Source organism: Dyadobacter sp. 676, from assembly GCF_040448675.1.
Taxonomy (GTDB): Bacteria; Bacteroidota; Bacteroidia; order Cytophagales; family Spirosomataceae; genus Dyadobacter.
Genome location: NZ_CP159289.1, coordinates 6,394,200 through 6,418,808, shown reverse-complemented (window position 1 = coordinate 6,418,808; position 24,609 = coordinate 6,394,200). Strand labels below are relative to the sequence as shown.

General features: G+C 52.4%; 22 protein-coding genes and 1 pseudogene. 10 read left to right on the top strand and 13 right to left on the bottom strand.

From position 1 onward, the window contains the following. Positions 1-88: 88 nt before the first annotated feature. Positions 89-190: pseudogene (locus tag ABV298_RS28160) on the bottom strand (LacI family DNA-binding transcriptional regulator); the annotation flags it as partial. Positions 191-276: 86 nt separating this feature from the next. Continuing rightward, positions 277-789: a GtrA family protein gene (locus ABV298_RS28155; protein WP_353719465.1), complete on the bottom strand. Its 513-nt coding sequence runs from the start codon at positions 787-789 to the stop codon at positions 277-279. Positions 790-847: 58 nt separating this feature from the next. Here ABV298_RS28155 and ABV298_RS28150 point away from each other — a divergent pair, with 58 nt between their 5' ends. Next, positions 848-1,702, top strand: a complete 855-nt coding sequence (locus ABV298_RS28150) for a TraB/GumN family protein (protein WP_353719464.1) — start codon at positions 848-850, stop codon at positions 1,700-1,702. 27 nt (positions 1,703-1,729) lie between these two features. On the opposite strand, the gene def is transcribed toward ABV298_RS28150, so the two are convergent. Then, positions 1,730-2,278: a peptide deformylase gene (def, locus tag ABV298_RS28145; RefSeq protein WP_353719463.1), complete on the bottom strand. Its 549-nt coding sequence runs from the start codon at positions 2,276-2,278 to the stop codon at positions 1,730-1,732. Between the two features lie 110 nt (positions 2,279-2,388). On the opposite strand from def, the gene ABV298_RS28140 reads away from it, so the two are divergent. From ABV298_RS28140 to ABV298_RS28130, 3 genes are all read left to right on the top strand, one after another. After that, positions 2,389-3,234 carry a helix-turn-helix domain-containing protein gene (locus ABV298_RS28140; protein ID WP_353719462.1) on the top strand — a complete coding sequence of 282 codons (846 nt, stop codon included), beginning with the start codon at positions 2,389-2,391 and terminating at the stop codon, positions 3,232-3,234. Next, positions 3,222-3,650: an SRPBCC domain-containing protein gene (locus tag ABV298_RS28135; RefSeq protein ID WP_353719461.1), complete on the top strand. Its 429-nt coding sequence runs from the start codon at positions 3,222-3,224 to the stop codon at positions 3,648-3,650. The genes ABV298_RS28140 and ABV298_RS28135 overlap by 13 nt, the downstream gene beginning before the upstream one ends. 69 nt (positions 3,651-3,719) lie before the next feature. Next, positions 3,720-4,721: a bestrophin family ion channel gene (locus ABV298_RS28130; RefSeq protein ID WP_353719460.1), complete on the top strand. Its 1,002-nt coding sequence runs from the start codon at positions 3,720-3,722 to the stop codon at positions 4,719-4,721. Between the two features lie 8 nt (positions 4,722-4,729). On the opposite strand, the gene ABV298_RS28125 is transcribed toward ABV298_RS28130, so the two are convergent. Further along, complete coding sequence (locus ABV298_RS28125) at positions 4,730-7,354, bottom strand: ABC transporter permease (RefSeq protein WP_353719459.1); 2,625 nt, start codon at positions 7,352-7,354, stop codon at positions 4,730-4,732. After that, the gene (locus ABV298_RS28120) at positions 7,351-7,689 is read right to left on the bottom strand and encodes a PadR family transcriptional regulator (RefSeq protein WP_353719458.1); all 339 of its coding nucleotides are present in this window, start codon (positions 7,687-7,689) and stop codon (positions 7,351-7,353) included. Before ABV298_RS28120 ends, ABV298_RS28125 begins: the two co-directional genes overlap by 4 nt. 303 nt (positions 7,690-7,992) lie before the next feature. On the opposite strand from ABV298_RS28120, the gene ABV298_RS28115 reads away from it, so the two are divergent. After that, positions 7,993-8,619, top strand: a complete 627-nt coding sequence (locus ABV298_RS28115; RefSeq protein ID WP_353719457.1) for a response regulator transcription factor — start codon at positions 7,993-7,995, stop codon at positions 8,617-8,619. On the opposite strand, the gene ABV298_RS28110 is transcribed toward ABV298_RS28115, so the two are convergent. The 4 genes from ABV298_RS28110 to ABV298_RS28095 all read right to left on the bottom strand — a co-directional run bounded on the left by ABV298_RS28110 (position 8,584) and on the right by ABV298_RS28095 (position 14,099). After that, positions 8,584-9,474 (bottom strand): HAMP domain-containing sensor histidine kinase, encoded by an 891-nt coding sequence (locus tag ABV298_RS28110; RefSeq protein ID WP_353719456.1) that lies wholly within the window; start codon positions 9,472-9,474, stop codon positions 8,584-8,586. The genes ABV298_RS28115 and ABV298_RS28110 overlap by 36 nt on opposite strands. A 268-nt stretch (positions 9,475-9,742) precedes the next feature. Next, positions 9,743-10,111 carry a hypothetical protein gene (locus tag ABV298_RS28105; RefSeq protein WP_353719455.1) on the bottom strand — a complete coding sequence of 123 codons (369 nt, stop codon included), beginning with the start codon at positions 10,109-10,111 and terminating at the stop codon, positions 9,743-9,745. Between the two features lie 250 nt (positions 10,112-10,361). Then, the gene (locus ABV298_RS28100; protein ID WP_353719454.1) at positions 10,362-11,108 is read right to left on the bottom strand and encodes a LytTR family DNA-binding domain-containing protein; all 747 of its coding nucleotides are present in this window, start codon (positions 11,106-11,108) and stop codon (positions 10,362-10,364) included. 39 nt (positions 11,109-11,147) lie between these two features. Next, complete coding sequence (locus ABV298_RS28095) at positions 11,148-14,099, bottom strand: histidine kinase (protein ID WP_353719453.1); 2,952 nt, start codon at positions 14,097-14,099, stop codon at positions 11,148-11,150. Between the two features lie 313 nt (positions 14,100-14,412). On the opposite strand from ABV298_RS28095, the gene ABV298_RS28090 reads away from it, so the two are divergent. Both ABV298_RS28090 and ABV298_RS28085 read left to right on the top strand, forming a co-directional pair. Beyond that, on the top strand, positions 14,413-16,968 hold the full coding sequence (locus tag ABV298_RS28090; RefSeq protein WP_353719452.1) for a TonB-dependent receptor: 2,556 nt from the start codon (positions 14,413-14,415) through the stop codon (positions 16,966-16,968). Positions 16,969-17,025: 57 nt separating this feature from the next. Next, complete coding sequence (locus ABV298_RS28085; RefSeq protein ID WP_353719451.1) at positions 17,026-17,742, top strand: outer membrane lipoprotein-sorting protein; 717 nt, start codon at positions 17,026-17,028, stop codon at positions 17,740-17,742. A gap of 42 nt (positions 17,743-17,784) precedes the next feature. On the opposite strand, the gene ABV298_RS28080 is transcribed toward ABV298_RS28085, so the two are convergent. Both ABV298_RS28080 and ABV298_RS28075 read right to left on the bottom strand, forming a co-directional pair. Continuing rightward, entirely contained in the window at positions 17,785-18,414 is a 630-nt protein-coding gene (locus ABV298_RS28080; protein WP_353719450.1) for a response regulator transcription factor, read from the bottom strand. A gap of 188 nt (positions 18,415-18,602) precedes the next feature. Next, complete coding sequence (locus tag ABV298_RS28075; RefSeq protein ID WP_353719449.1) at positions 18,603-19,232, bottom strand: response regulator transcription factor; 630 nt, start codon at positions 19,230-19,232, stop codon at positions 18,603-18,605. Between the two features lie 472 nt (positions 19,233-19,704). On the opposite strand from ABV298_RS28075, the gene ABV298_RS28070 reads away from it, so the two are divergent. The 3 genes from ABV298_RS28070 to ABV298_RS28060 are packed head-to-tail and all read left to right on the top strand — an operon-like array spanning position 19,705 to position 22,753. After that, a complete protein-coding gene (locus ABV298_RS28070) occupies positions 19,705-20,376 on the top strand; it encodes a response regulator transcription factor (RefSeq protein WP_353719448.1) in 672 nt (223 codons plus the stop codon). A 60-nt stretch (positions 20,377-20,436) separates the two neighbouring features. Continuing rightward, a complete protein-coding gene (locus ABV298_RS28065) occupies positions 20,437-20,799 on the top strand; it encodes a BlaI/MecI/CopY family transcriptional regulator (protein ID WP_353723264.1) in 363 nt (120 codons plus the stop codon). 22 nt (positions 20,800-20,821) lie between these two features. Continuing rightward, a complete protein-coding gene (locus ABV298_RS28060; RefSeq protein WP_353719447.1) occupies positions 20,822-22,753 on the top strand; it encodes a M56 family metallopeptidase in 1,932 nt (643 codons plus the stop codon). A 12-nt stretch (positions 22,754-22,765) separates the two neighbouring features. Here ABV298_RS28060 and ABV298_RS28055 read toward each other — a convergent pair whose 3' ends face one another. Then, positions 22,766-23,893, bottom strand: a complete 1,128-nt coding sequence (locus ABV298_RS28055) for an NADH:flavin oxidoreductase (protein ID WP_353719446.1) — start codon at positions 23,891-23,893, stop codon at positions 22,766-22,768. Between the two features lie 119 nt (positions 23,894-24,012). Beyond that, positions 24,013-24,609 (bottom strand): Crp/Fnr family transcriptional regulator, encoded by a 597-nt coding sequence (locus tag ABV298_RS28050; protein ID WP_353719445.1) that lies wholly within the window; start codon positions 24,607-24,609, stop codon positions 24,013-24,015.

The window sequence follows — 24,609 nt, the reverse complement described above, 5'->3', positions numbered from 1 at the left end:
TTCTGGAAGCCAGCCGGCTCGCGAGGATGTTCGGCTGGTAATCCATCTCCTTGATGATCGCGTTTATCTTCGCTTTGGTCTTCTCGGAAACACCGGTCCGGTTATGCAGCACGCGGTCGACAGTAGCGGTGGAGACATTGGCGCGCCTGGCGATTTCTTTTACGCCGAACAATTCGTTGTCTTTTTCCATTCAGGGGTTCGTTTGGACTGCAGGCGGAAACCGGCATTTTCCGCGCCGCCGCGACAGCCGTGGACGGCGCCGGGTTGGTTAAGGTTTTATTCGATGGGTAAATATAGTCGGAAGACCGCGATCCGTGCAAAAAGATTTCCCTTGCCGCGCCACCCTACCCTGCCAAAAGTGATGCGGGCGGCGCATTGCTTAAAAAAGCTTACGCCCATTGCGGCGATCTGAGAAAACAATTTATTCAAATTAACTTCCTTCACCGAGAAAGGAATTACAAAAACAAATGTACCCGGCCAGGATTTCGAAATATCATATAAAATAGCGGAGCCGTAAACCGTAATCAGGCAAGAAAGAACAGAAACCAATGTAAACTTGACGATCTGCCGTCTGGTTTGTGTGGTATTTCGGGCATTGAATGCAAATAATCTTGTCAAAAAATAACCGACGACGAAAGAAAACCAGTAACCTGTAAACAATGCCGTCTTATAGGAAATAGTAAACCATTCCTGTAATAACGTGGCAACGAGCAAATTGGATAGCGCGCCCGTTGCGGCGACGATAAAATACGCAATGAGGTCACGGCGGTTGAAGAGTTGGTCGGGCATAATCCTGGTTTCGAACCGCTTAATATAATGCGTCAAATCCACTAATCAGCTACGCCACATGACGAAGAGATTCCTGCTTGCCGCCCTTTTGTTACTGCAAACGGCGCCGCTTCCGGCGCAGGAAAACTATCCGGTATTGTGGGAAATCAGCGGGAACGGTATCAAAAAGCCCTCTTATCTGTTTGGCACCATACATGTTGCGCCGATCTCGTTGCTGGACAGTTTTCCTCAGATAATGCGCATCGCGGAGCGCTGCGATTTTGCATTGTTCGAAAATGGCGGCTCTCCAATCGGCACCGTACCGGTTCGGCCGGAGGTCGGTCAGCCACCCCTGGATTCGATTTTCACACCGGAAGAATACGCGGTTGTCGACAGTTTTTTTACCGCCTCGCCTCACGGCAGCATCCGCCCGCATAACGACGACGCCGATTTGTTAGCCATGTTGCAAGTGGCGATTACGATGAACGAAAGTAATGCGAATGCTCAATACGATGTATTCGATCATCTTTTGCGTTTCAAACTATATAATTTAAACAAACCCATTTTTCAACTGGATGTCGTGGAGGATATTGAAGAGATAAAAAACCGGATGGGTTACCGGAATGTCGCAAAGATGCTGGCGGTTGTTATTACCTCCAAATCGACGTTAAAGGAAATAATTCCGCAAGAATCCAGAAACCACGAAATGTATTTCAAAAAGTTGAGATATCCGTTAAATCTTCATCAGGAACCTGATGAAAATATCGCGTTCGCAACCGTGAAAAGGAACGCGGACTGGCTACCGAAAATCGAAACACAAATAAAGAACGGGAGCTGTTTTATCGCGGTCGGACTGGAACATTTGCGGTTTCGGACTGGCCTTGTCCAGCTATTGAAAAAGCAAGGGTACACGTTAAAACCGGTTAATCCCTGAAATTGGGATCGGGCAAGTCAGCGTTTGTTAAAGCCCTTTCATGATTTTATCCAGCTTGTTTTTCAGCAAAAGTCTCCTGCCCGCATCCAGATAATCGGGTAGCAGCTTTCCTTCGATGTGGTCGTATTCGTGCTGGATCATACGCGCGGTGGTTCCCGAAAATGTGCGGATATGCTCACACAACCGGTCGTCCAGGTAGCGGACCGTCACCGACCAGGGCCTGGTAATGCGCAACGTAATGCCCGGAATGCTCAGGCAACCCTCTTCATCGCGCCATTGCCGTTCCGAGCGACTGGTTATAAGCGGATTGATGAATACTTCCTTCGTGCCCTGATCATCGCCGAAACACGCTTTCCGCCCGGTCTCATCCATTTGCAAATAGGTAGGGATGCTGTCGACAACGAAAAGGCGAATGGGCACGTTCACCTGCGGCGCCGCCAGGCCGCAACCGCCGACGTCGTACATAGTTTCCCACATATGGGAGATCAGCTCTTTCAGCTCCGGACTTTCCGGATCGGCGGGACCGCAGATGCGCCTTAGCACCGGGTTGCCGAATTTGACAATAGGCAATATCATAGCACTTTCTTTTTCTGCAAAATTCCTTCATGATCCGTCATCTCCTTAGTAAAAATTAGACGCCCGTGCCTGATGACGGACAAGCCTGCGATCCCTAACTTTGCAGTACCATGCCGATCAGCCTTTTCGAACATATTATCAGAAACATTGCCCCGGGGCTCACGGAGAACGTCGTACCCGCGCCTGAACTGCGTGATATGCTGCCCGAATGCTTCGTAGCCCGCTCCGACACGTTCCCGCGTTGCGGACTGGCATTTAACGACGCCATCCCGACAGCCGTATTTCTGCAAAACCCGTGTGGCACCGCCACTTTCCGCTCGGGCGAGCGGATATTGACGGTCACGCACGCGTGGGTGAGCGGGCAATACCTTGAAAATGTGGCGGTTGAACTTCACAACCCGGGGGAAAAAATGCTGGTCGTGCGGTTTAATCCCGTGTATTTCAACCAGTTTTCGGTTACGCCTGCCCGCGATCTGCGCAACCGGCTGGCCTGGGATTTACAGGCTGTGTTCGGCAGCCGGGTTAATGCGTGGCTCTCCGGGCTGGAAAAACAAACGGACTTAATGGCCCGGGTGCGCACGCTCGAATCGTTTCTGAAAAGCCTCGGAACCCACCGCGAGACGGCCAATCATCTGTTGCTCGATGCGGTTCAAAAGATAGTTGCGCGAAAAGGCCATATACAAATAGAGCCGCTGGCAGCCTCGCTGAACGTAGGCTACAAGTGGCTGGAACGCAGCTTCATGCGGGCCACCGGCGTATCGCCCAAAGAATTTGCCCGCCAGCAGCGGTTCATCCACACGTATTTCGATGTCGTGAACCGGCCGGAAATGGATCTGCCGGAAATTGCGCTCCGGAATGCATATTATGACCAAAACCACCTTTCTAAGGAATTCAAGAAGTTCACAGGTTGTTCTCCCGGTCGACTCCGAAAACACCACAGCCCATGCAGGAACTGATCCGCCTCGAAATCCCGATCAACGCCCCTGCGGCCAATATCTGGACCGCTCTTACCGACCCGACATCCATCGGCAAATGGATGCTGGATTCGCCCGTGGAAATCCTCACCGAATGGCGGCTGGGCGGCAGGATTTCGGAGCGGGGCGATTTGCACGGGCTGCCGTTTGAAAACAGGGGCGAAATTGTCCGCTTCGAGCCCGGGACGGCATTGGCATATACCCATTGGAGCACGCTTTCCGAGATTGCCGATGTGCCGGAAAACTACTCGTTCCTCCTTTTTGAAATACAAAACACGGACAAGCCGCCGAAATTAATGCTTACGATCGACAACCTGCCGACTTTCGCGGTCCGTAAACACCTCGAATTTTATTGGAAAATGGCCCTGTACTTACTAAAAGAGGTGGCGGAGAACTGAAACACATTGCCTCGGATGCAATTTGTTTGCATTTTAGGAGCTGTAAAACTACTCACTCCATAGCTCCCTATGTACATCAACCGTTACCTCTCACCGGTTATCGTCTACTACTATTCGTGGCGGATGGTACTGTTTTCGATTTTCACAGGCTCCACCGCCATTTTTGTGTACGAGTACCTGGGCTGGAAGTGGGTCGCGATCCCCTGGCTTCCGGTATCGCTTGTGGGTACGGCCACCGCCTTTTTCGTAGGTTTTAAAAACAACCAGTCGTACGACCGGAGCTGGGAAGCACGGAAAGTCTGGGGCGCCATTACCAACCACAGCCGATCGTTCTGCGCGGCGGTGCGGTCGTTCACGACCTGCTCCCCCGATACCGGCACCATATCGGCCGCTGCGGAAACCCGCATCGTTATACACAGGCACATTGCATGGCTCTACGCTCTGAAAAACTCGATGGCCCAGCGTACCAACTGGGAACACAAGGACCGTGCGAGCGAACGCCAGCGCAAGGCGCTCCGGCGGGCGCAGACACCCTGCGACGTCGAAATCGCCAGATATCTTCCCGAAGCCGATCTTGCGTTGATCAAAGACAGGAAAAATCAGGCCACACAAATCCTCGACCTGCAATCGCAACACATCCGTGACCTGCGCAGGGCGGGAGCGCTCGATGCCTACCAGCATGTAGCCCTGCAAGACCTCGTTTCGAAGCTGTACGACGAGCAGGGGAAAAGCGAACGGATCAAAAATACGCCGTTCCCGCGCCAGTACGCGACCACCTCCACACTCTTTATCTTTATTTTCATGACATTGCTCCCGTTCGGCCTGCTGCCGCAGTTCGTCGATCTGGGCGAAAAATTCATGTTCCTGCTGATCCCCTTCAATATGATCGTTTCCTGGGTCTTCATGTTTATGGAATATGTGGGCGATATCAGCGAAAACCCCTTCGAAGGCCTGCTGAACGACACGCCGATCAGCACCATTATCCGAAATATCGAAATTGACCTTAAAGAAATGCTCGGCGAAACCGACCTCCCGGAAAAGCTTTCAAGCTACGCGGGAACCGTGTTTTAGGGAAAAAATTAATCAGTCCGCAGGCTTCGGACCGGATTAACCAGGGCTGCCGTGATACTTTGAAAACTGACAGTCAACAACGTGATCAGCAATGCGCCTGCACCTGATAATACGAATACCGACCAGGGCAGTCCGGTCCGGTACTCGTATTTTTCGAGCCACGACGAAAGAATGTAATATGCCACAGGCGACGCAATGAGCATCGCAACGACGACCAGCAACACAAAATCCCGAGAAAGCAGGGCCCATACGCTCCAGACCGAAGCGCCAAGCACTTTTCTGACGCCGATTTCACGTGTGCGCTGTGCGGCCACGAAAGAAGCCAGCCCGAACAAGCCCAGGCAGGAAATGAATACGGCCAATACGGTGAATACCCCGGCCAGTTTGCCGATGCGCTCTTCCGCCCGGAACTTGGCATCATATTCCTGGTCCAGAAAACGGTAATCGAATGGCACGGCGGGGGCGTATTTCCAGAACACTTTCTCTACCTTCGCGAGCGCGTCGGATGCACTCGTACCCGGGCGCAGGCGCATCGTAACCACCCGCGCGGGCCAGGGTGCAATGTAGTAAATGGCGTGCTGCACCGGCTCATAGGGCGATTCCATGACCATTCCCTCCACCACCCCGATAACATGCAATGGCTGGTCGCCCCATACCACAGTCTCGCCAACCGGATTATCAAGCCCCATGAACCGAACGGCCTCTTCGTTGAGGATCACCGCAAGCTTATCGGTGGAATATTGGCGCGAAAAATCCCGGCCCTGCTTGATTTTCCAGCCGACCGTCTTGCCAAATTCCTCCGTGACGCCGAATGTCACGAATGGCTGGTCGCGATTCATGTCTTTGCCGCGCCAGGTAAAGCCGGTTTCATTCTGCCGCTTTTCGGTGAGCGGTGTGGTGGTTTTGGTAACCTCCACGACGGCACCCGTTTTCAGCAGCTCTTCCCGGAACGGTTCGAAATGGTTGTTGATATCGAGTGTAGGCATGTCGATCATCACCAGGCCACTCCGGTCGTAGCCGACAGGGCGGTCTTTGGTATACTGTATTTGCCTGAAAACCATCACCGTACCGATAATCAGCGTCACCGACACCGTGAACTGCACGACCACCAGCACCTGCCGGGGAATGTAGGCCAGCCGTCCTGCGCGGAAAGTACCTTTGAGCACGTTCACTGCCTTGAACGACGACAGGTAGAATGCCGGATAGCTGCCCGCCAGGAGTCCCGTAAACACGCAAAATCCCAGCACCAACGCCCAGAACACTGGATTTTCCCAAGGAATGGCCATCTTTTTATCGGCCACGTTATTGAAATAAGGCATCGCAAGCTGCGCCAGTCCAATGGCAAACACCGCTGCGATGAATACGACCAGGAACGATTCGCTGAAAAACTGTCCGACCAGCTGCCCCCGCTGCGAGCCTACCGCCTTCCGCACGCCTACTTCCCGTGCACGTTTCTCGGAGCGTGCGGTGCTGAGGTTCATAAAGTTAATGCAGGCCAGCACCAGTACGAATACGCCTACGATGCCGAACAGCCACACATATTGAATGCGACCGCCGGTATTGAAGCCATCCTTCCAGTTGGAATACAAATGCCATTGGTCCATCGGTTGGAGAAACACGAGCGCTTTGGTGGCGCGGTCAGTACCGGTGAGTTTGTCGAGCCTCGCCGGGGCGATGACGGACGAAACCGCCCCCATCCGGGTGCGGTCGGCGAGTTGTACGAACACTTCGGTGAAGTTATTGTTCCATTGGTCTTTGTTTTTGACCCCATAGGCGACGCGCGAGATGTACAATTCCCAGGGAGCGATGAAGGACGTGTTAGCGAATGTCGTATTATACGGCAGGTCGCGGTACACTCCTGTTACCTTTGCTACCAGCTCATTGTCGATTTTCACCACCTGGTTGAGCGCATTGCCCCTGCCGAACAAGCTCAGGGCGGCCGATTCGGAAAGCAATATCGAAGCCGGGTCCAACAGACCGGCCCTGCTTCCGCTTACCATTTCCAGCGACAGCATTTCCGCGATACCCGGTTCCATAAACCGGCCGGGCTTATTGAATTTCAGGTCTTTGAAGGCGAGAATATGGTTCTCTTCCATCGTGCTGCTAACTATATGCCTGAAATAGCTCCCATACGACAGCCTTAACTCACGACCCATGGGCGCCGGTACCCACCGCTCCGTCGAAATAATACCGCCGAGATCCTGCGTTTGCATTACCTGCGCAATACGCGCGTGGTTGGGAAACGATTTATTGAAGGAAAGCTCGTCGTAAACCCACAGGCCGATCAACATCGCTACGGCCATGCCGCTGGCAAGGCCCGTGATGTTGATGAACGAGTACATTTTATTCTTGGCGAGATTACGCCGAGCGACTTTAAAATAGTTGCTGATCATGGTCATACGGAAATTAACGGGTTCGGAATATTGCACGATCCGGCTGCGCCGGCGTACGAATGGCGGCAGCACCGAAAAGACATTGAGCACATAGCGAAGCATAGCACAGAAACGCCCGCTCCTGGTGTACCAGTAATCGTAAAGCTCGTCGAGGTCACCGCCGACTTCCTCACGGGTTTCTTCGGGGTGCAGCCGCTGGAACACCCACCGGGCCCAGCGTGGCGGTACAGGGTTCTTCATAGTTTTCCCAATTCGAGGGTGTGGGGTGGTACCTGCTTCCAGAGCTCGGCACGAACCTGCTGGATTTCCTGGATCGCCCGGCTGCCTGACGCGGTAATGCGGAAAAGGCGCTTTCTTCTGCCGCCGCGCTGCGTGGTGGCCCCGCCCAGCTCCGAACGGACGAAACCTTTTTCTTCCAGGCGAATGAGCGTATTATGGACCGTGCCGAACGTTACCAGCCTGCCCATTGCCTGCTCTATTTCTTGGCTGATCGTGACACCGTAAGCTTCGCCGTCGAGCACAGCCACCATCAGCAACACAATTTCTTCAAATTCTCCCAGATAGGTCCTTCGCATAAAACGGAAGCGCGTTGATTTGTTTATATTTTATCGTACAAATGTTGAGCCAGATTTTGCAATTGGACATAATGCATTAAAAATCAATTTATTATCCAAAACACAACATCCCGGCACCTGTTCATTTGCGGACATTCCCGTTGTAGCCCCGAACAACAGAAGAGGCGACTCCCGAAGGAAGATCCTTAACCCGCAGGGCCATTCTCAGCCAAAATTGCGATCGTTTCCTCTATACCGTAATTTGCAGAACCGAACGAAATCTTGCGATATTGCCGTCGTTTAGATTCTCAACGTTCGTTTATGATGAAAATACTGATAGCCGACGACCATTCGCTGGTACGTTACGGGCTTAAACTAGCGCTTCATAATTACTTCAAAGACAGCCAGATCGACGAGAGCTGGGATGGAGAGTCGGTGAAGGCGCAATTCGCACTGCACCGATACGACTTGCTGCTGCTCGACCTGAATATGCCCGAAACCGATCCGACAAGCCTGCTGCAATGGATCAGGGAGTTCCACCAACAGACGAAAGTGCTGGTGGTTTCCATGAACGATGAGAATATTTTTGGAAAACGGTCGCTGCAACAGGGCGCGCACGGTTACCTGGAAAAGGACTCGCCGCCGGAAGAGCTCCTGAAAGCGGTCACAACCGTTATGGACGGCAAGAGATACGCCAGCCCCAACCTGGCCACTATCCTGATCAACGACACGCTGAAAGGCCGGTCTGACAATCCGTTCGACGTGCTTACGCCCAGGGAATTTCAGGTGGCTACTTACCTCGCGAAGGATTATTCGGTAACGCAGATCAGCGAGATACTGGCAGTGCAGTATACGTCGGTAAACACCTTCAAGCGCCGAATTTTCAAAAAGCTCAACATTCCCAACAAAACAGCGCTAGTCAGGCTGGCAGAGGCCTATAACCTCGGCTGAATGCAAAGATTTGGCGAATGCATGGTGGCAAACCAGCCCGCTGATAGCCACAGAGGTGCCCACGCCCCTGGCACTCACCACATCCAGCCGGTAGCCGAGGGTATGCGCAAAATCGGCCATCAGCTGGTAGCCAAGCCGGCTGTTGGCTTCGACCGGCCCGTTCAAAGCGGGATCGGCCAGTCGCCGCCGGATCTTCTGGAGATCAGCCAGGGGCATCCCGCTCCCATTGTCCGAAACGGTGAGCAACGGGCCATCGTCGTTAAACGTCAGGGTAAGCCGCACTTCGCCCCCGCGCGTATGCTTGTTGGCGTTATCGATGAGATTTCGCAGAATGGCTTTCAGAATATCGCGGTTCGCATAAACGAAGGCGTCCTCCGGGTAATCGGCGACCAGCATGTTCCTGTTAAGCAGCAGCATATCCCCGAAAAACTGTTCCAGCTCCCCTACCAGCTCCGAAAACGGGAAGGAGTGTTGTGCCAACTGAAAGTTTTCATGCTGCGAGCGCGCCCACAGGTTCACCTCTTTTACAAAGGCATGGATATTGCCCGTGGCTTTTTTGATCTCTTCCGTGCCTGCCTTCACCTCCACCAGTTGGTTGTTGGCCGCAAAACGGGAAACGTGTTCGGAAAGGACATTCAGGAAATGAAGCGGCGATTGAAGATCGTGGGCGATCATCATCGTAATCTTCTGTTTAAGGCCATTGCTGTATTCGAGCTTCCTCGAAAGGTCCTCCACCTGTCGTTCGAGCTCCTTTTTGGCCCGATCGAGCCGGGAATAACGGTCGCGTGCCCATAGAAAAAACGCCAGCAGCACTACTACTGCCAATATCATGACACAGGTCCATTGCCAGATCATAGTTCACCGTGGGTTTAGTTGTGCATTTTCAATGAAGGCTATTCGTGAGTGGGGGGGTACTTTTCATTTACGCAAATAAACCGGTTTTGTAGTAAATATTGGTACATATGCTAAATTATTTTAATATGATTTCTACAAACACACTACAAATCCAAACGGAACCCTATTCAGCTAATACGGTCGGCGGTAAAACAAACAGTCCCGCGGCAGTGCCACGGGACTGTTTCCCATCCAGTTGCCAGGCGTTAGCCTGCCCCTTTCCACTAATCTATTCTACAAACCTGATACGTTTACATTCTTCCGCCGTCACCGACGCCGAGCTCGGTTTCCAGCTTCCTACCTGTTCGCTGCCCTTGTAGCGTTTCCCCGACACGGCATACGTTCCCACCGGAAGCATGAGGCTTACCACCGAAGCGCTGCCCTGCGCGTTGCATTCAGGCCTCACTGCGGCGGTTTCGGAGATAGAACCCATTACTTTGCCGTCGACGATCACGTCGATACGGTCGTATTTTTCGGCGGAATAATTCGTGTAGAACAGCAGATTTCCCTGTGGCATCGGCTCTTTGTCGTCCTTGCAAGCGAAGGCCAGCGTGATAACCGTTAACAATGCATAGGTGCTGAGACGGATGTTTTTCATGACTAATTAATAATAATGGTTGATAATGATTTGATTTCGGTGGCCGGTTGATTCCGACACGACAAAATTATATCGGGCCGGAGCCGTTCCGCCGCGTTACTGAGCAGCCCGCATTTTTCTTGAGCAGATGGGCCAAAACCGAAAATGCCCTGCATAACGCAAGGCATTTTTACCAAATTATATTTTACAACTCTTTGATTATTAATTAAATATCAAAACCACTTAATAAAAAAATCAACTGATTATCCGGTCAAAAACGGGCGAACATTTCCATGAATTCCTGGCGACGTGAACGCGAAATGGTGATGGCCACGTCGTTGTCCATTACCACATATCCGCCTTCGCCACGTACAAATTTCCTGATTCGGTTGAGGTTGATCAGATAGGAATTGTGCACGCGGAAAAAATCGGGGCCACTGAGCGCTTCGTCAATCTCTTTCAATACCTTCGACACCACCACCTTTTTACCATTGGCAAGTACGACGCTCGTGTAATTGCTCTCCGCTTCGCAATACAGAATATCCTGTGTAGGCACGAAAATCATCCCGTCGCCGGTGGTCAGTGCGATGCGCTGCGGGGTGTTCCTGACTTGCCTTACGCTCTGAAAAAGCAGTTCGATCTGTTCCCGCGAGGGAATACTCCGCCGCTGGTCGATCCGACGGATGGTTTCCACCAGGTCGTCCGGATCGATCGGTTTGAGGAGATAATTGAGTGCGCTGTATTTGAATGCCTTGATGGCAAACTTGTCGTAGGCCGTCGTAAAGACGACGTCAAAATCCAGTCTGTCGAATTTTTCGAGCATGTCGAAACCGTTCATGCGGGGCATCTCGATGTCGAGAAAGACGACATCCGGCCGGTGCTCGCGGATAGCCTCGATCCCCTTTTCCGCCGAACTGCACATGGCCGCCACCGATACCGAAGGCGCATACGTTTTTAGCAGCCATTCCAGCATTTCGAGGCAATTATTTTCGTCGTCGACGATTACACATTTGATCATATCTTTTGAATTATCGATTTCTTATCCACTTAAATACCGTTACACGGGAATAACCACAACCACCCTCGTGCCGGCTGCATGCCTGTCGTCGTCTTCGAGGTCGACGATCTCGACACTCGCGTTGGTCTGCGCGTACTGATTGAGCACCGCAATTCTGTCTTCGGTCAGTTTCATACCCAGCGACTTTTTTCCGGTTGCCGATTTGCTCCGGAACTCCGCCGCCTTCGCCCGCCCCACGCCATCGTCCTCCACAATGCATTCCAGTGTATTGTCGTCGAGCATTCCGAGCTTCACATAAAGGTTGCCCTGGCTTTCCTTATGCAGCAATCCGTGCCAGATCGCATTCTCCACGTAGGGCTGGATAATGAGCGACGGCACCTCGATGGAGTCCGCATTAACGCGCTCGTCCACGATAATGCGGTAGTCGAACTTTCCGTCGAACCGGAGCCGCTCCATTTCGATGTAGAGCTTCAATGCTTCGAGCTCGCTCGAAAGCAGCACTTTCTTGCTGTTGGAATTATCGAGGATGAGCCTGATAAGCTTCGCAAAGCGCGTCAGGTAAAGCGACGCCGTCGCATTATCGCTTTTAACGATATACCGGTTGATCGAGTTGAGGCAATTGAAAATAAAGTGTGGGTTCATCTGCGCGCGTAATGCACGCATTTCCAATTCGGCCATGTACTCGCGTAGCGCGGTCTGCCGCCGGATAGCGGCCACGCGCCGCCGGAACAGCCAGTAACCCGCCCCGCCTGCCGCCAGCACCGCCCCGGTAATAAACCACCACGTTTTCCACCAGGGAGTAAGGATTATGAACGACAATGGCCTGGCGGTTTCCGACCAGTTAAGGCCATCGAGGCTCGCCGCCACCGAAAATGTGTACTGCCCCGGCGGCAACGACGTGAACCTGACCCGGCTGTTACGGGCATTGTCGACCCAGCCGTCGTCCAGGCCTGTAAGGCGGTAGCGATACATGAGCTTTCCGGGGTTCCGGAAATAGGGCGTCAGGTACTGGATTTCCACCGAATTCTGCGTCCAGTCGAGCGAAAGCGGCCTCTGATCGCCGTTAAGCAACGAATCGTTCCCGTTGACCTGCACCGCGGCGATGATCACGTTCAGTTTTTCTTCCCGGTATTTAAGTTGGTCGGGATCGAAAAAATTCAGTCCGTTAAGCCCGCCGATATATATCCTGCCGCCGGCCGATTCGAGTATACTATTGATATTGAATGGTTTGTTTTGAATGTTGTCCCTGAAATCGAACCATTGTAGCCTGGCGGCATTCGGGTTCAGCAAGTACAGGCCGTCATCCCCGCCTATCCATATGCGTCCGGCTCTGTCGCGATGGAGCAGCGAAATGCGCTGGTTGGCTAGTTCGGGAAATATCTTTTTCCTGGACAACGTGTTTCCCTTCTTCACCACTTCGTACAACCCCACCGAGCCGCACCAGGCCACGGAATCGTTTTGTGGCAGCACGGCGCCGACGAGTTTACCCGGCGCAAAGTCCTGGTCGGCGATCGCGTTCCGAAAGCCCGGACCGGTCACCACCAACCCCTGGTAGGTGCCCATCCAGTAGTTGCCTTTCGTATCTCGTGCCACGGTCTGAATCAGTTTTTCGAATCCCGGAACGGGCATTCCGGCAATCCTGTACGACCCCGGCTCTACCCGATAACAACCCAATTCTCCTACGATCAAATAGTTTCCGGAAGGCATACGGATGATTGTGGCAAAACTGTCGGCCAGCAGTTTTGCGCGAAGGGCCTCCCCTGCTTTGCCTGCGGGGTAATTCAGATCCGAAAATTCCCTGCTGACCGGGTCGACGAGCTGAGGTAACGCGCCACTCGCCGCGAGCAGGAGATTTTTGCCATCGAAAATCAACGCCCTGACCTCACCCGGGCGGGATTTTTCCGGCCGGACCGGCGTCACCGTTCCGCGGCCGATATCGAGTACGGCCACACCCCGCGAGGTGCCCAGCCATATATTGCCCTGCCTGTCCTCGGCAATAGCCTTTACATTGTTGCTTAAATCGGGATCGGCGCCCGGAAAGCCATTGAGCCAGCCGATAGTATGGGCCAGCGGCCTGAAAAACAGGATACCTTCCTGGCAAAGTATCCATTGTGTGCCGCTGTTGTCGTAAAAATCGGCATAATTTTCATTGTTCGGCACGGGCTTGCCCGAATCGAAAAGTACCGCACGCGCAAATGCATCGCTGCCGATATTGTGTATAAAGCATCCCTTGGTCGTGTTGACGAGCCGCTTATCCGGGCCGAGCTCCGTAATGCTGATCAGCTCGGCCGGGGGAAGCCCCCGCCCGGTAATCGGCCTGACGGCGCCGGTTTCAAAATTAAGCTCGAATGTCTGCATCAGATTATTACTCGCCCAAGCCACATCGTCGCTGACGGGCACCACCGAGCGGACATCGGCAAACGGCACTTTGCGCACGCGCCTGTTTCGGGCGTCGAAGCAAAACACGGTCCTCACATCGGCCACGTATAACTGATAGTTCCGTCTGCTGAAAATTCTGCGGTAGTAATAATGTTTTTCCAAACCCGGCAACGGCTGGAAACGGAATGAATCGGTGCGAGGATCATATTGGTATAAACCACGGCCCGCATTGGCCCAGACCCGGTTGTCGGGGGTCACCTGCAACTTGTTCAGCTTGTTGAGCGGGGCAATTTCCGGACCGTCCAAAGCCACATTCCTGAGCGAACGATAGCCGATCCGGTATTTCCGGATGCCGCTGTCGGATGTCGTCCAGACCGTCCCAGAGCTATCCGACGCAATATCGAGGAGGTTTTCTCCCTCCGTTTCGATCCTGCGTACATTCTGGCCATCGAAGCGCTCGATATGCCTCGGCGCAAGGACCCATAAAAAACCGTTGCGGTCGCGGATTATGCGGGACGCGTTGGCGGTGCTTATGCCATTCTTGTCGTCGAGCAGCTGCACATTAAAATCAGGCAGCTGCCCAAAGCCGCCCGACCGCGCTGCAATCAGCATGGCAATACCTATATACAGACATTTGAAATGGTGCACCGGAGCCGGAGATTAATTTCGAAATACGCAAGTTGTACAATTTAAAACATCGGTGGAGAAACCGTTCAGTAAGTAGTCGTTTTTCTTAGTCTGTGGAAGGATCCGCCCAGCCGATTGCCTTCCGGGTATCGAATACCTCGCAGAAATATCCGGTAGCCCCGGGGCCATCGTCCATCGCGCGGATCGTTTCATCCATCCCCTATAATCCGGCCTTTGTCATATTTTCCTTTCAGACGAGCGCGTGTGCGCGCATTTTTGTTGTACCAATTACCAAACCATGAAAATGACAAGACTTCTCCTGATTGTTTCCATCCTCGCCAGCTCACTCCTTTCACCGGCATTCGCGCAGTTTCCGGCAGCAGGAACCAGCCAGCCCAAAGCCCTGCCGGGAACCGCCGGCGACCAAAGCCCAAAGGGATCGGCCAAGATTACCGGCTCCATTGTAGATTCAGCTTCATCCAAACCCATCGAATTTGTAAGCATTGCGTTGTATAACAAAGCGGCCAACCAGGCCGTGGACGGTACCGTTGCCGATGAGAAAGGGAAATTTACGCTTTCCAAACTCGTCGCAGGCGACTACCGGGTGCTCATTTCGTTCATCGGCTACGGCAACAAGACGATCGATAACATCAAACTTTCGAAAGGACAGGAGTTAGATCTCGGCACGATCGGCCTCGCCTCCAACACCAAAACCCTGAAAGAAGTGACCGTTACCGGCCAGGCCGCGCTGATCGAGGAAAAAGTAGACCGCCTCGTTTACAACGCGGAGAAGGATATTACCGCAAAAGGAGGCGATGCCACAGATATTTTACGTAAAGTACCCCTTCTCACTGTCGATCTGGACGGCAATGTTTCCCTGCGCGGCAGCCAGAACATCCGCGTGCTGATCAATAACAAACCCAGCACGATCATCGCCAACAGTGTGGCCGATGCCCTGAAACAAATCCCTGCGGACCAGATCAAATCGGTGGAAGTAATCACCAGTCCATCCGCCAAATACGACGCCGAAGGCTCCGGCGGTATCATTAATATTATCACGAAAAAGAACTCCCTGCAAGGCCTGAACCTGAATATCGACGGCGGGGTGGGTAACCGGGGTTCCATGCTCGCGCTGAATGGCGGCTACCGCAAAGGCAAAGCCGGCTTTACGATCGGCGGGTTCGGCCGGGGGATGTATAACACGGTCACCAAAACAAGCCTGGAACAAACCAGCATCGTTGACGACGTGACTACAAAAACGCTGCAAACCGGTGACGGTTCGAGCCACGGGCTTTTCGGAAACTATAACCTGGGCTTCGATTACGATATCGCTAAAAACCAAAGCCTGACCGCCGGTGTGAAATACGGGGTGCGGAACTTCTCGAACCAGCAGGACCTCGCTACGCGCCTGATGAAAACCGGTTCGCCGGACGTTCTCTCCGCCCGGAATGTGGCGGCCGACAACCTCTCGGGAACCGTGGATGTGAATGTCGACTACCTGCATACGTTCAAACCGCAGCAGGAATGGAGCGTATCGACCCTGTACAGCCGCAACGACCTTACCAATGATTTCGACGCCGATATCTTCGAGGGAAAGTCGCTGACAGCCCGCCAGCGCAATCTCAACAAGAGCATTAACCAGGAGTTTACGTTACAATCCGATTACCAGACACCCATCAAGAAAAACCAGATGCTCGAATTCGGCGGCAAAGGGATTTTCAGGGAAGTAAAAAGTAAATACAGCTTCCTCATTGCCGAGCCCACCGGCGACTTCCGCCCTGAAACCGATCAGCCTGCGGGTGATCTGACTTACCATCAGAATATAGCGGCGGCATATTCATCTTATACTTATACTACAAAAAAACGCTACACATTCAAAGGCGGCCTGCGTTACGAGCACACGTTCATCGACGCCAGCACTAATGAGGGCGTTGTGGGTGTCGGCAACTACGGGATACTCGTACCCAGCCTCAATGCATCGAAGACGTTCAAAGGAACGACCGTGAAACTGGGTTACAACCGCCGCATCCAGCGCCCCGGCCTGCAACAGCTGAACCCGAACTTCAATTCGGCCAACCCACAGAATATCACCATCGGAAACCCGGAACTTCGCCCGGAGCTGACCAACAATTACGAACTGGGATTGAGTAAAAACATTAAGAAGACGTACGTCAATGCCACTTTTTTCGGGCGGTTCACCAACAATGCCATTACGCAGGTGCGCCAGCCTTCGGATACGCTCGACGGCGCGATCGTGACCACCTATGAGAACATCGGCAAGCAGCACGCTTACGGGGCGAACCTCTTCGCCAATATCGCTGCCACCTCGAAGATCAACTTCGGGATTTTCGCCAACGTGTTTTATACCAAACTAACCGGACAAACGCTCGGACAGAACAGGCAGCAGCAGGAAATCCACAACGATGGCGTGAATATCAGCGGCGGTCTGTTCTCGCAGGCGTCGTTCGGAAATGGCTGGGGCGCCCAGGCTTTCGGTTTCATGCAGGGCCAGCAAATCCAGTTACAGGGTAAGCAGGGCGGATTCGGGTTTTATACGGTCGGCGTCAAGAAAGAGTTTGCCAATAAAAAGGCGAGCCTCGGACTCGCGGCCGAAAACTTCCTGAGCAAAAGGTTTAAAATGCACACCGAATTGACGTCCTTGCAGTTCAGCCAGGTGAATGACATATACCTTTACAACCGCGGCTTCCGTCTGACGTTCACTTATAAAATCGGGAAAATGACTATGGAACAGCCCAGAAAAAAGACGAAGTCGGTGAACAACGACGATGTGAAGAGCGACGGCGGCGGACAACAGCAAGGCGGCGGCGGACAAGGCGGCAACGCCCCGCGGTAAACGCACGGGATTACAGATCGATTTACACAAGCCTTTTAACTCAAATACAACTTCGGTATGAAAACAAACAAACTAATCTGGACAATGGCCGCGGTGTTCGTATCCGCCGCTTCTTACGCGCAGACCGTGGACGAAATCGTCGATAAACACGTCGCGGCCCTGGGTGGGCTGGACAAAATCAAGGCGGTAAACACCGTGATAACCGATCGCTCGCTGGCTGTTCAAGGCATGGAAATTCCCAACAAGACGACGTTGGTCGTAGGCAAGTCGGTCCGCAACGAATCCACCGTAATGGGCAACACCATGGTGCAGGTGGTGGATAACGGCCAGGGATGGATGATCCGCCCAACGATGATGGGCGGAACCGGCGAACCGGAAGACATGCCCGCCGATCAGTTGAAACAGCAACTGAGTTCACTGGACCCGTTCGGAGGCCTGGTAAACTACAAGGAAAAAGGCAACCAGGTAGAACTCGTCGGAAAGGAAACCCTGGATAAAAAGGATGTTTTCCACCTCAAACTCACCACGAAGGACGGACAGGTGATCGACGAATATGTAGACGCCGGCACGTACCTGGTAAGCAAGGTGAAAGTCTCGATGAATGGGCAGGATGGCGAAATCGCCCTGTCGGACTATAAGGAAGTAGAGGGTGTGAAATTTCCCAACACGATGGAGATCAGCAACCCGCAAATGGGCACAATGTCGTTCATTACCAATAAGATAACCGTCAACTCACCTGTCGACCCGGCGATATTCAAGAAACCGGCGAAATAACCGGCCAGCTATTGCCGACGGCACCGTACCGAATAGCGTTGTTTACCTGAACAACGCTATTTTTTTCGACAACTCGATAGGGTCTTTCACCTCCATCTTGTCGTAAATACGCCTTTTATAAGTGCTAACCGTGTTTTCTTTGAGATTCATGATGGCCGCGATCTCCTTGGTCCATTTACCTTCCGCCATGAGCTGCATGACGCGGCGCTCACGTGGCGAGAGCGAAACGATCGAATTGCCCCTAAGCCGACCACCGGCACCCGCGACACTCGACAGAAAGATCTGCTGGACTTCGTGGCTCACGTAACGGCCATGATCGAGGATTGCCCCTACCGCATTGCAGAACTCCTCCCGGGACGCCTGCTTTGAAATAAAACCATCCGCACCGGACTGCAGATAAGGCAACGCATAAACCCGCTCGTCGAAAGCCGAGTAGATCAGAATAGGCAGGCCGGCTTGCCTTTCGCGCATCAGTTTCATCATACTGATATTTTCGCCGCGGGGAATGTCGATATCCAGCACGGCGAGGTCGAAACGTTCATGTTCAAGGATAACCAGTGCCTCGTCGAAAGTGTCGGCATAGCTGACGGCAGCCTCCGGGTAAAGCTCGGCAAACACCGTTTTAAGCCCGAGCAATGTGAGCGGGTGATCTTCGATACACAGGAATTTCATAGCTTGCTGACTGATACAGACAGGGTTAATTATTTAACACAATAATAGAAATATATTTAGAAATAGCTCTCTATCGATTTGTAGAAATATATCTATTCTATTTGATCGTATTTTCACTACTCCCTTATCTGAGATCCCTGCCAGGCCGCGCTAAAAGTGTATTATACCCGCTATCAATATATACACATTCAACTCAACATCGTTACCTTCTCAATCAGTTTGATCAGGCTGTTGACCTGCATCTTTTTAAGTATCCGCATTTTATGGGTACCTACGGTGGTCTTGTTGATATTCAGGATTTCGGCGATCTCTCCGGTCGACTTCCCGGCGATGAGGTGGTTCATAACTTGCCGCTCCCGGTCGGAAATGCTCATGAGCGGGTTCACATACCGCACCGGCCGGGCTACCTGGCTTTCCTGTAACATCTGCTGCTGCAAAGCCGGGCTGGCGTATTTCCCCATTACCATCATTGCCCTGATGGCCTCGTCGAACTGCGCCGAAGTGGCCAGCTTCGACAAGAACCCGTCCGCACCGGCCCTCATATACGGCAGGCCGTAGGTACGTTCTTCAAGATCAGTAATGACCAGGATCGCGGTCCCCGGGTACAGCGCCTTGATCCGCTCCACGGCCCCCGCACCGGCTTTGCCCTTGATGTCGATATCCAGGATCATCAGTTCGTAGACATTGCGCCCCGCAAGCTCGCAAGCGGTGTCGATAGACGCCGCGGTATCGACTACCGACACAGGATTGATTTCCCCGATCTTTTGTTTCAACCCGAGCACGGTTAGCGGCTCATCCTCGATAATGAGTATATTCATAAAATGGCTGATTGGCGAACAACATAGCAACGGTTTTCTCCGCTCAATGTGTCATAATTTTGCTTATTCGGGAATGAAGTAATTCGTAATTCAAATATCCGCATTTGAATACAAATATTTCAAATTATTACCTACAATCATGTGTAGAAATTTTTCGGGTGCGAAACAAATAATCTCTATTCGAACATTTAGAAATTCAGGAGACCGGACATCGGAAATTTACGAAAAACCGCCCCAGAAAACGCCTGAAAGCTTTTTGACGGGCGTACCCGATAAATCTTTTTGCGACAATAAGTAAAACTTTTCTTGCCGAAGCGGCCAAATAACTGTAAACTTGTACAAACCGTTGAATAAATTTTACATTAAATAATAGGAGTTTTACTCAATATTTACTGCATTAATTTGGATGCCTGTTGGCATTCCGAAGGTTATAAAACGGTCGGAATACGGAATACAACTCCTCCTTAAAAGAATGAAAAAAATCTTACTGGTTGAAGACCATGCGATTGTCAGGCTGGCGACCCGGTTCTTGATCCTCGATTTGCTGAACCCGGTGGTCGTTCACGAAGCAGGCTCATTCAGTGAGACACTCTCCCAGCTCGCCGGTAATCAGATCGACCTGGTTATTCTCGACATCAACATTCCCGACGGCGAAGGCTTCAATATGATCCCGAAGATCCGGGAAATACAACCGAAAGTATTGATTTTGATCTTTTCCAGTCTTGAAGAAGAGATCTATGCATTGCATTACATCAAAGCGGGTGCCAATGGTTTCCTCTCTAAAAATGCGTCGCAGGATGAAATCAAAAAGGCAATATTATCTATGCTCGAAGCCGGCAACTACATCAGCACGGCTGTTCAGCAACAGCTGCTCCGGAATACGCTCGAAAACAAGCCCAACGGCGAAAATCCGCTCGAATACCTTTCACAACGCGAATTGGAGGTGATGGACATGCTCATCGAAGGTTACTGGACCAAGGAAATCGCGATCAAGCTGAATCTCACCGAAAGCTCTGTGAGCACCTACAAAGCCCGGATTTTCGAAAAGCTGAAAGTGAATACGCTGATTGAAATGTTCAAAAAAAGTCCAGTTTTACAAAAGCCAGAACCCGGGGATCTGAGTCCCGGAAAGTTACCTTTCTAATTTTTCCCCTAAAATTTGCCTTCATTACGAAATGTTCGTAGAATTACGAAAAATTCGTAGATATGGAAAAAATTAACCGCCCAGGAGGAAGACGCGATGCTGGCCGTATGGAAAACCGGCGAAGGGAATGTAAAGCTGTTTATGGAGGCGATGGCGCCTCCCGTCCCACCCTATACGACGCTCGCTTCCACCGTTAAAAACCTTGAAAGGAAGGGCTACCTCAGCAGCAGGATGGTCGGCAATGCCTATTTATATGCACCGGCCATCAGCGAAGAAGCGTACAAGCAAAAATTCATGGGAAACGTAGTGAAGGATTATTTCGAAAATTCCTACAAGGAGCTCGTGAGTTTCTTCGCACAGAAGAATAAAATATCGGCCGACGAGCTCAGGGAGATCATCGGGCTGATTGAAGGGAAAAAGTAATTCACCCCAAACCATCAAGGCTATGTCGGCATTCCCGGATTACCTGCTCAAATTGTCGGTCAGCTTCGCCGTGATCGCGATTTTTTACCATTTGGTGTTGCGGCGGCTCACTTTTTTCGACTGGAACCGGCACTATTTATGCTGGTATTCGGTGCAATGCTTCGTGTTTCCGCTCATTAACATCAATACCTTTCTCACGCCGTCCGCTGCTCCATCGCCTGCCCACGCATTCGTACAAAGCGTACCCGCCATCGCCAGCGTAGCACCGGCCGGTCCGGCACCCGCCTGGCCTGTGGTGCCCGCCGAACCGGTCATGCCCGAATCTGCCGACTGGGTTTTTCGGATCTGGCTCGCGGGTGCGGTGGTAATGCTGTTCAGACTGCTCGTCAACCTGCGCTCTTATCTGAGGATCAGGGCACAATCGCGCCTGTTTTCGGATGATGGCGTGAAAATCTATCATTTCGACCTCGAAATGAGCCCGTTCTCCTTCTGGAATGCCATTTTTTATAACCCGCGCCTGCACCACCCGGACGAATTGCAGGACATGATCCTCCATGAATATGTCCACGTACAGCAACGGCATTCGATAGACGTGATTTGGTCGGAAGTAATCTGCATTGTCAATTGGTTCAACCCGTTCGCGTGGCTGATCAGAAGTGCGATCCGGCAGAACCTCGAATACATCGCCGATCAGAAGGTGCTGGAAAATCACGGCGATCCGAAAGCTTATCAATACTTATTGCTCAGAACGGCGGTCGGCAAAGAATTTCCGCTGATAAACCAGTTCGGCTGCCATTCCCTCAAACAACGGATCGTGATGATGAACAGGCGGGCAAGTCCCCGTATGTTGCTCAGCTGTTTCCTGTTTGTATTTCCGTTACTGGCGGTACTGCTGGCCGCATTCAGGGCCGATCAGCCCGGTGAAAGTCCGAGGCGTAACTCGGTAAGGATCTGGTCGGGCGGGTTTGAAGAAAGTAAACGGAAGCCAAAAGACCTGCTGCACTTATCCGGCCTGATCCTCGACGCCGAAACACAGAAGCCGATCGCCGGCTATGTCATGAACCTTTATCACGACGACCGCTTTATAAAGACCGTAACCACCGACATGGATGGTTTTTACTTTGAAGAAGTGCCTGCAAAGCCGGAAAAGAATGTAACACGCGACTACACGCTACGTGGCGTGAGCGACGATTTCATTACGGGCAAGAGTTATCAGGAAGGCATGCCGTTCGGGGACGGGTTCACCATCTTTTTTCTGCGGAAACCCGAATTGAATAGTCTGCTGTTCACCTCCTATGGCGTATCCCCCAACCCTTTCTATGACAGCTACGACCCTCGAAACACCGCAAAGGAGCTCAAATCCTATCTGCTCGAAAGTGTCCCTCCGTTTGCCAGGGAAATGCAACTGAGGGTGGAATATTTTCGATTAAAACGGTGGCCAAAGGGTGTGATCACCGTTTACAAAGGTGCCTATTTCGACCGGAACCGGCGGCTAATGGGTTACCGGAATAAGACGAAATTGTTCTTAAATGGTAAACCGGCCGACTACACGCAAATCAACGCCGCATTCAAAGATTATCCCTACCTGCTTACAGAAAAGCAGGAAAAACGAACTTACAATCATCACATGAGTGCTTCGGAAATCAGCTATTTTACATTCCCGGTTTACCGCGATGCCCCGCCCGTTGCCCTCGTGAAAGGAAATGTGGAAATAAAAGATGTGCGGTCTTTCGATCCTTCGAGATTAAATACCGAACCCTACATGCTCGACGGCTTCCGCCAGGTTTACGGCGCGAGCAGCAACCTGATGCCCGCCAAACAGGAAATCAAGCAGGTAATGCTGCTCAAAGGCAGCCTTGCCAAATATTACGATCCGGCGCTCGACAGGATTTGGTGGATCGAAACCCGGCCGGTGAACGAGGTCTTCGAACGGCCGGATTTCGCTTTGAAATAGCCGCTGTACCGGCTAACACAACGCATTTTCATTGAACCGTTCCATTACACTACGCGTGTGTGCAAGTGTAAGGCTTGGCTTGATGAATTCTTTGAAAAACGGCACCACCGCCTCGCCCGAAGCCACGCGTTTGGGCCAGTCGGGCGAGGCAATGGCCGCGCGGCCGATCGATACCAGATCGGCCGCGTTACTGTTCAGCAACGTTTCGGCCAATGCGACGTCGTGCATTCCGCCGTTCGCGATGACCGGCGATTTCAGGATACTCTTCGCGATGCTGTTGGCCGACCGGCCATCCGGATAAAGGCATTCCCGTGCCCAGCGGCCGCCTTCGGCTGCGATATGCACATAATCCGGGTCGATTTCCGCCAATACTTCAAAAATGCGCCGTCCCGTTTCAGGGCCGTCGGGCCAGCGGTAAGCAAGGTTGTTCACTTTGCTTTCCGAAATGCGTATCCCCACGATGAACCCCGGAGGCGACGCGGCTTTTACAGCTTCATACACCTCCATTAAAAACCGGAGTCTGTTGCGTTCGTTCCCGCCATATTCGTCGGTGCGCAAATTGGTGTGCGGCGTAATGAACTGATCGAACAGGTAGCCGTTGGCGGCATGCAGTTCCGCCCCGTCGAATCCGGCCCGATGCGCCCGTAACGCGGCATCGACATAACCATTTCTTACGCTTTCGAAATCTTCACGCTGCATTTCGCGCGGCATCGGGAACGGGGTCGGCGGCACACTGGCATCCGTCGCCCGCAACCCCACGGGTTGTACGGCCGAAGGCGCGATGGTCTGCTCACGACATTCCGACAAGGCGCCTCCGTGCATCAATTGGCTTATAATAATGGAGTTATGCTTGTGCACCGCGTTCACAACCCGCTTCCAGCCTTCCATCTGCCCGGTGTCCGCCATGCCGGGCTGGTAATGATTGGCTTTACTGAACAAATTATCCGTATAGGTGCCTTCGGTAATGATCATTCCAAAACCGCCCGAGGCGAATGCTTCGTAGTAGTCGGCCATTTCCTGTGTAGGCACCCCTGCCCGCGTTGCGCTCACGCGCGTCATGGGTGCCACTACGAGGCGGTTGGACAGTTTCCTGCCGCCTATTTCGGTAGTGTCGAATATCGTTTTGCTGGTCGTTTCCATACATTTTTTTGATTGCAAATGTATCAGCGCGATCAGCCACGATGCGTATAACTATTTTAATAAAAAGCCTTAAACTTATTTAACAATGCCCGCCTGGATAGGTCCCGCCTGGCATAGCCTCACGTCCGCGAAGACGCCTTGCGTATCTGGCTCAGAAACACGGGCGTGATGCCCAGGTAAGAAGCGATATGCCGCTGCGGGAGCCGTTGTTCGAGTGTGGGATATTTGGCGATAAGGGCGTGGTAACGCTCGGCACCTGTCATGGAAATGGCATTCAGTATACGCTGGTCCTGCGCGATAGCCCCTTTTTGTTCGAGTATGCGCCAGAAGCGTTCGAATGCCGGAATAACCTTATAAAGCTGTTCGAGGTCGTTCTTTTCGATTTGTAGTAAAACGGAGGTTTCCAGCGCCACGATGTTCCGCTCCGCCGGGCGCTGCAAATGGAAACTGGTGGAATCGCTGATCCACCAGTCTTCCATCGCGAAATGCAAGGTATGATCGTTGCCCTTCCCGTCCACATAAAACGAGCGGAGAAAACCTTTGCAGACATAGCTTTCGTGCCGGCAGACTTCGCCCTGCTGGACGAGGTATTGCCGCGGAAGCAACTTCCGGACTTTCAAAACGGAGATAAAATGGGCCTGTTCGGCGGCCGTGAGCTCAATGCGGCGCAGAACATGGTCGAGGATCATCCTGTGCAATGCGGGGTCTGTTTCCAA

Coding starts and splice junctions, on each gene's coding strand:
- ABV298_RS28155 (WP_353719465.1), bottom strand. CDS start 789: ATGCCCGACCAACTCTTCAACCGCCGTGACCTCATTGCGTATTTTATC.
- ABV298_RS28150 (WP_353719464.1), top strand. CDS start 848: ATGACGAAGAGATTCCTGCTTGCCGCCCTTTTGTTACTGCAAACGGCG.
- def (WP_353719463.1), bottom strand. CDS start 2,278: ATGATATTGCCTATTGTCAAATTCGGCAACCCGGTGCTAAGGCGCATC.
- ABV298_RS28140 (WP_353719462.1), top strand. CDS start 2,389: ATGCCGATCAGCCTTTTCGAACATATTATCAGAAACATTGCCCCGGGG.
- ABV298_RS28135 (WP_353719461.1), top strand. CDS start 3,222: ATGCAGGAACTGATCCGCCTCGAAATCCCGATCAACGCCCCTGCGGCC.
- ABV298_RS28130 (WP_353719460.1), top strand. CDS start 3,720: ATGTACATCAACCGTTACCTCTCACCGGTTATCGTCTACTACTATTCG.
- ABV298_RS28125 (WP_353719459.1), bottom strand. CDS start 7,354: ATGAAGAACCCTGTACCGCCACGCTGGGCCCGGTGGGTGTTCCAGCGG.
- ABV298_RS28120 (WP_353719458.1), bottom strand. CDS start 7,689: ATGCGAAGGACCTATCTGGGAGAATTTGAAGAAATTGTGTTGCTGATG.
- ABV298_RS28115 (WP_353719457.1), top strand. CDS start 7,993: ATGAAAATACTGATAGCCGACGACCATTCGCTGGTACGTTACGGGCTT.
- ABV298_RS28110 (WP_353719456.1), bottom strand. CDS start 9,474: ATGATCTGGCAATGGACCTGTGTCATGATATTGGCAGTAGTAGTGCTG.
- ABV298_RS28105 (WP_353719455.1), bottom strand. CDS start 10,111: ATGAAAAACATCCGTCTCAGCACCTATGCATTGTTAACGGTTATCACG.
- ABV298_RS28100 (WP_353719454.1), bottom strand. CDS start 11,108: ATGATCAAATGTGTAATCGTCGACGACGAAAATAATTGCCTCGAAATG.
- ABV298_RS28095 (WP_353719453.1), bottom strand. CDS start 14,099: ATGCTGATTGCAGCGCGGTCGGGCGGCTTTGGGCAGCTGCCTGATTTT.
- ABV298_RS28090 (WP_353719452.1), top strand. CDS start 14,413: ATGAAAATGACAAGACTTCTCCTGATTGTTTCCATCCTCGCCAGCTCA.
- ABV298_RS28085 (WP_353719451.1), top strand. CDS start 17,026: ATGAAAACAAACAAACTAATCTGGACAATGGCCGCGGTGTTCGTATCC.
- ABV298_RS28080 (WP_353719450.1), bottom strand. CDS start 18,414: ATGAAATTCCTGTGTATCGAAGATCACCCGCTCACATTGCTCGGGCTT.
- ABV298_RS28075 (WP_353719449.1), bottom strand. CDS start 19,232: ATGAATATACTCATTATCGAGGATGAGCCGCTAACCGTGCTCGGGTTG.
- ABV298_RS28070 (WP_353719448.1), top strand. CDS start 19,705: ATGAAAAAAATCTTACTGGTTGAAGACCATGCGATTGTCAGGCTGGCG.
- ABV298_RS28060 (WP_353719447.1), top strand. CDS start 20,822: ATGTCGGCATTCCCGGATTACCTGCTCAAATTGTCGGTCAGCTTCGCC.
- ABV298_RS28055 (WP_353719446.1), bottom strand. CDS start 23,893: ATGGAAACGACCAGCAAAACGATATTCGACACTACCGAAATAGGCGGC.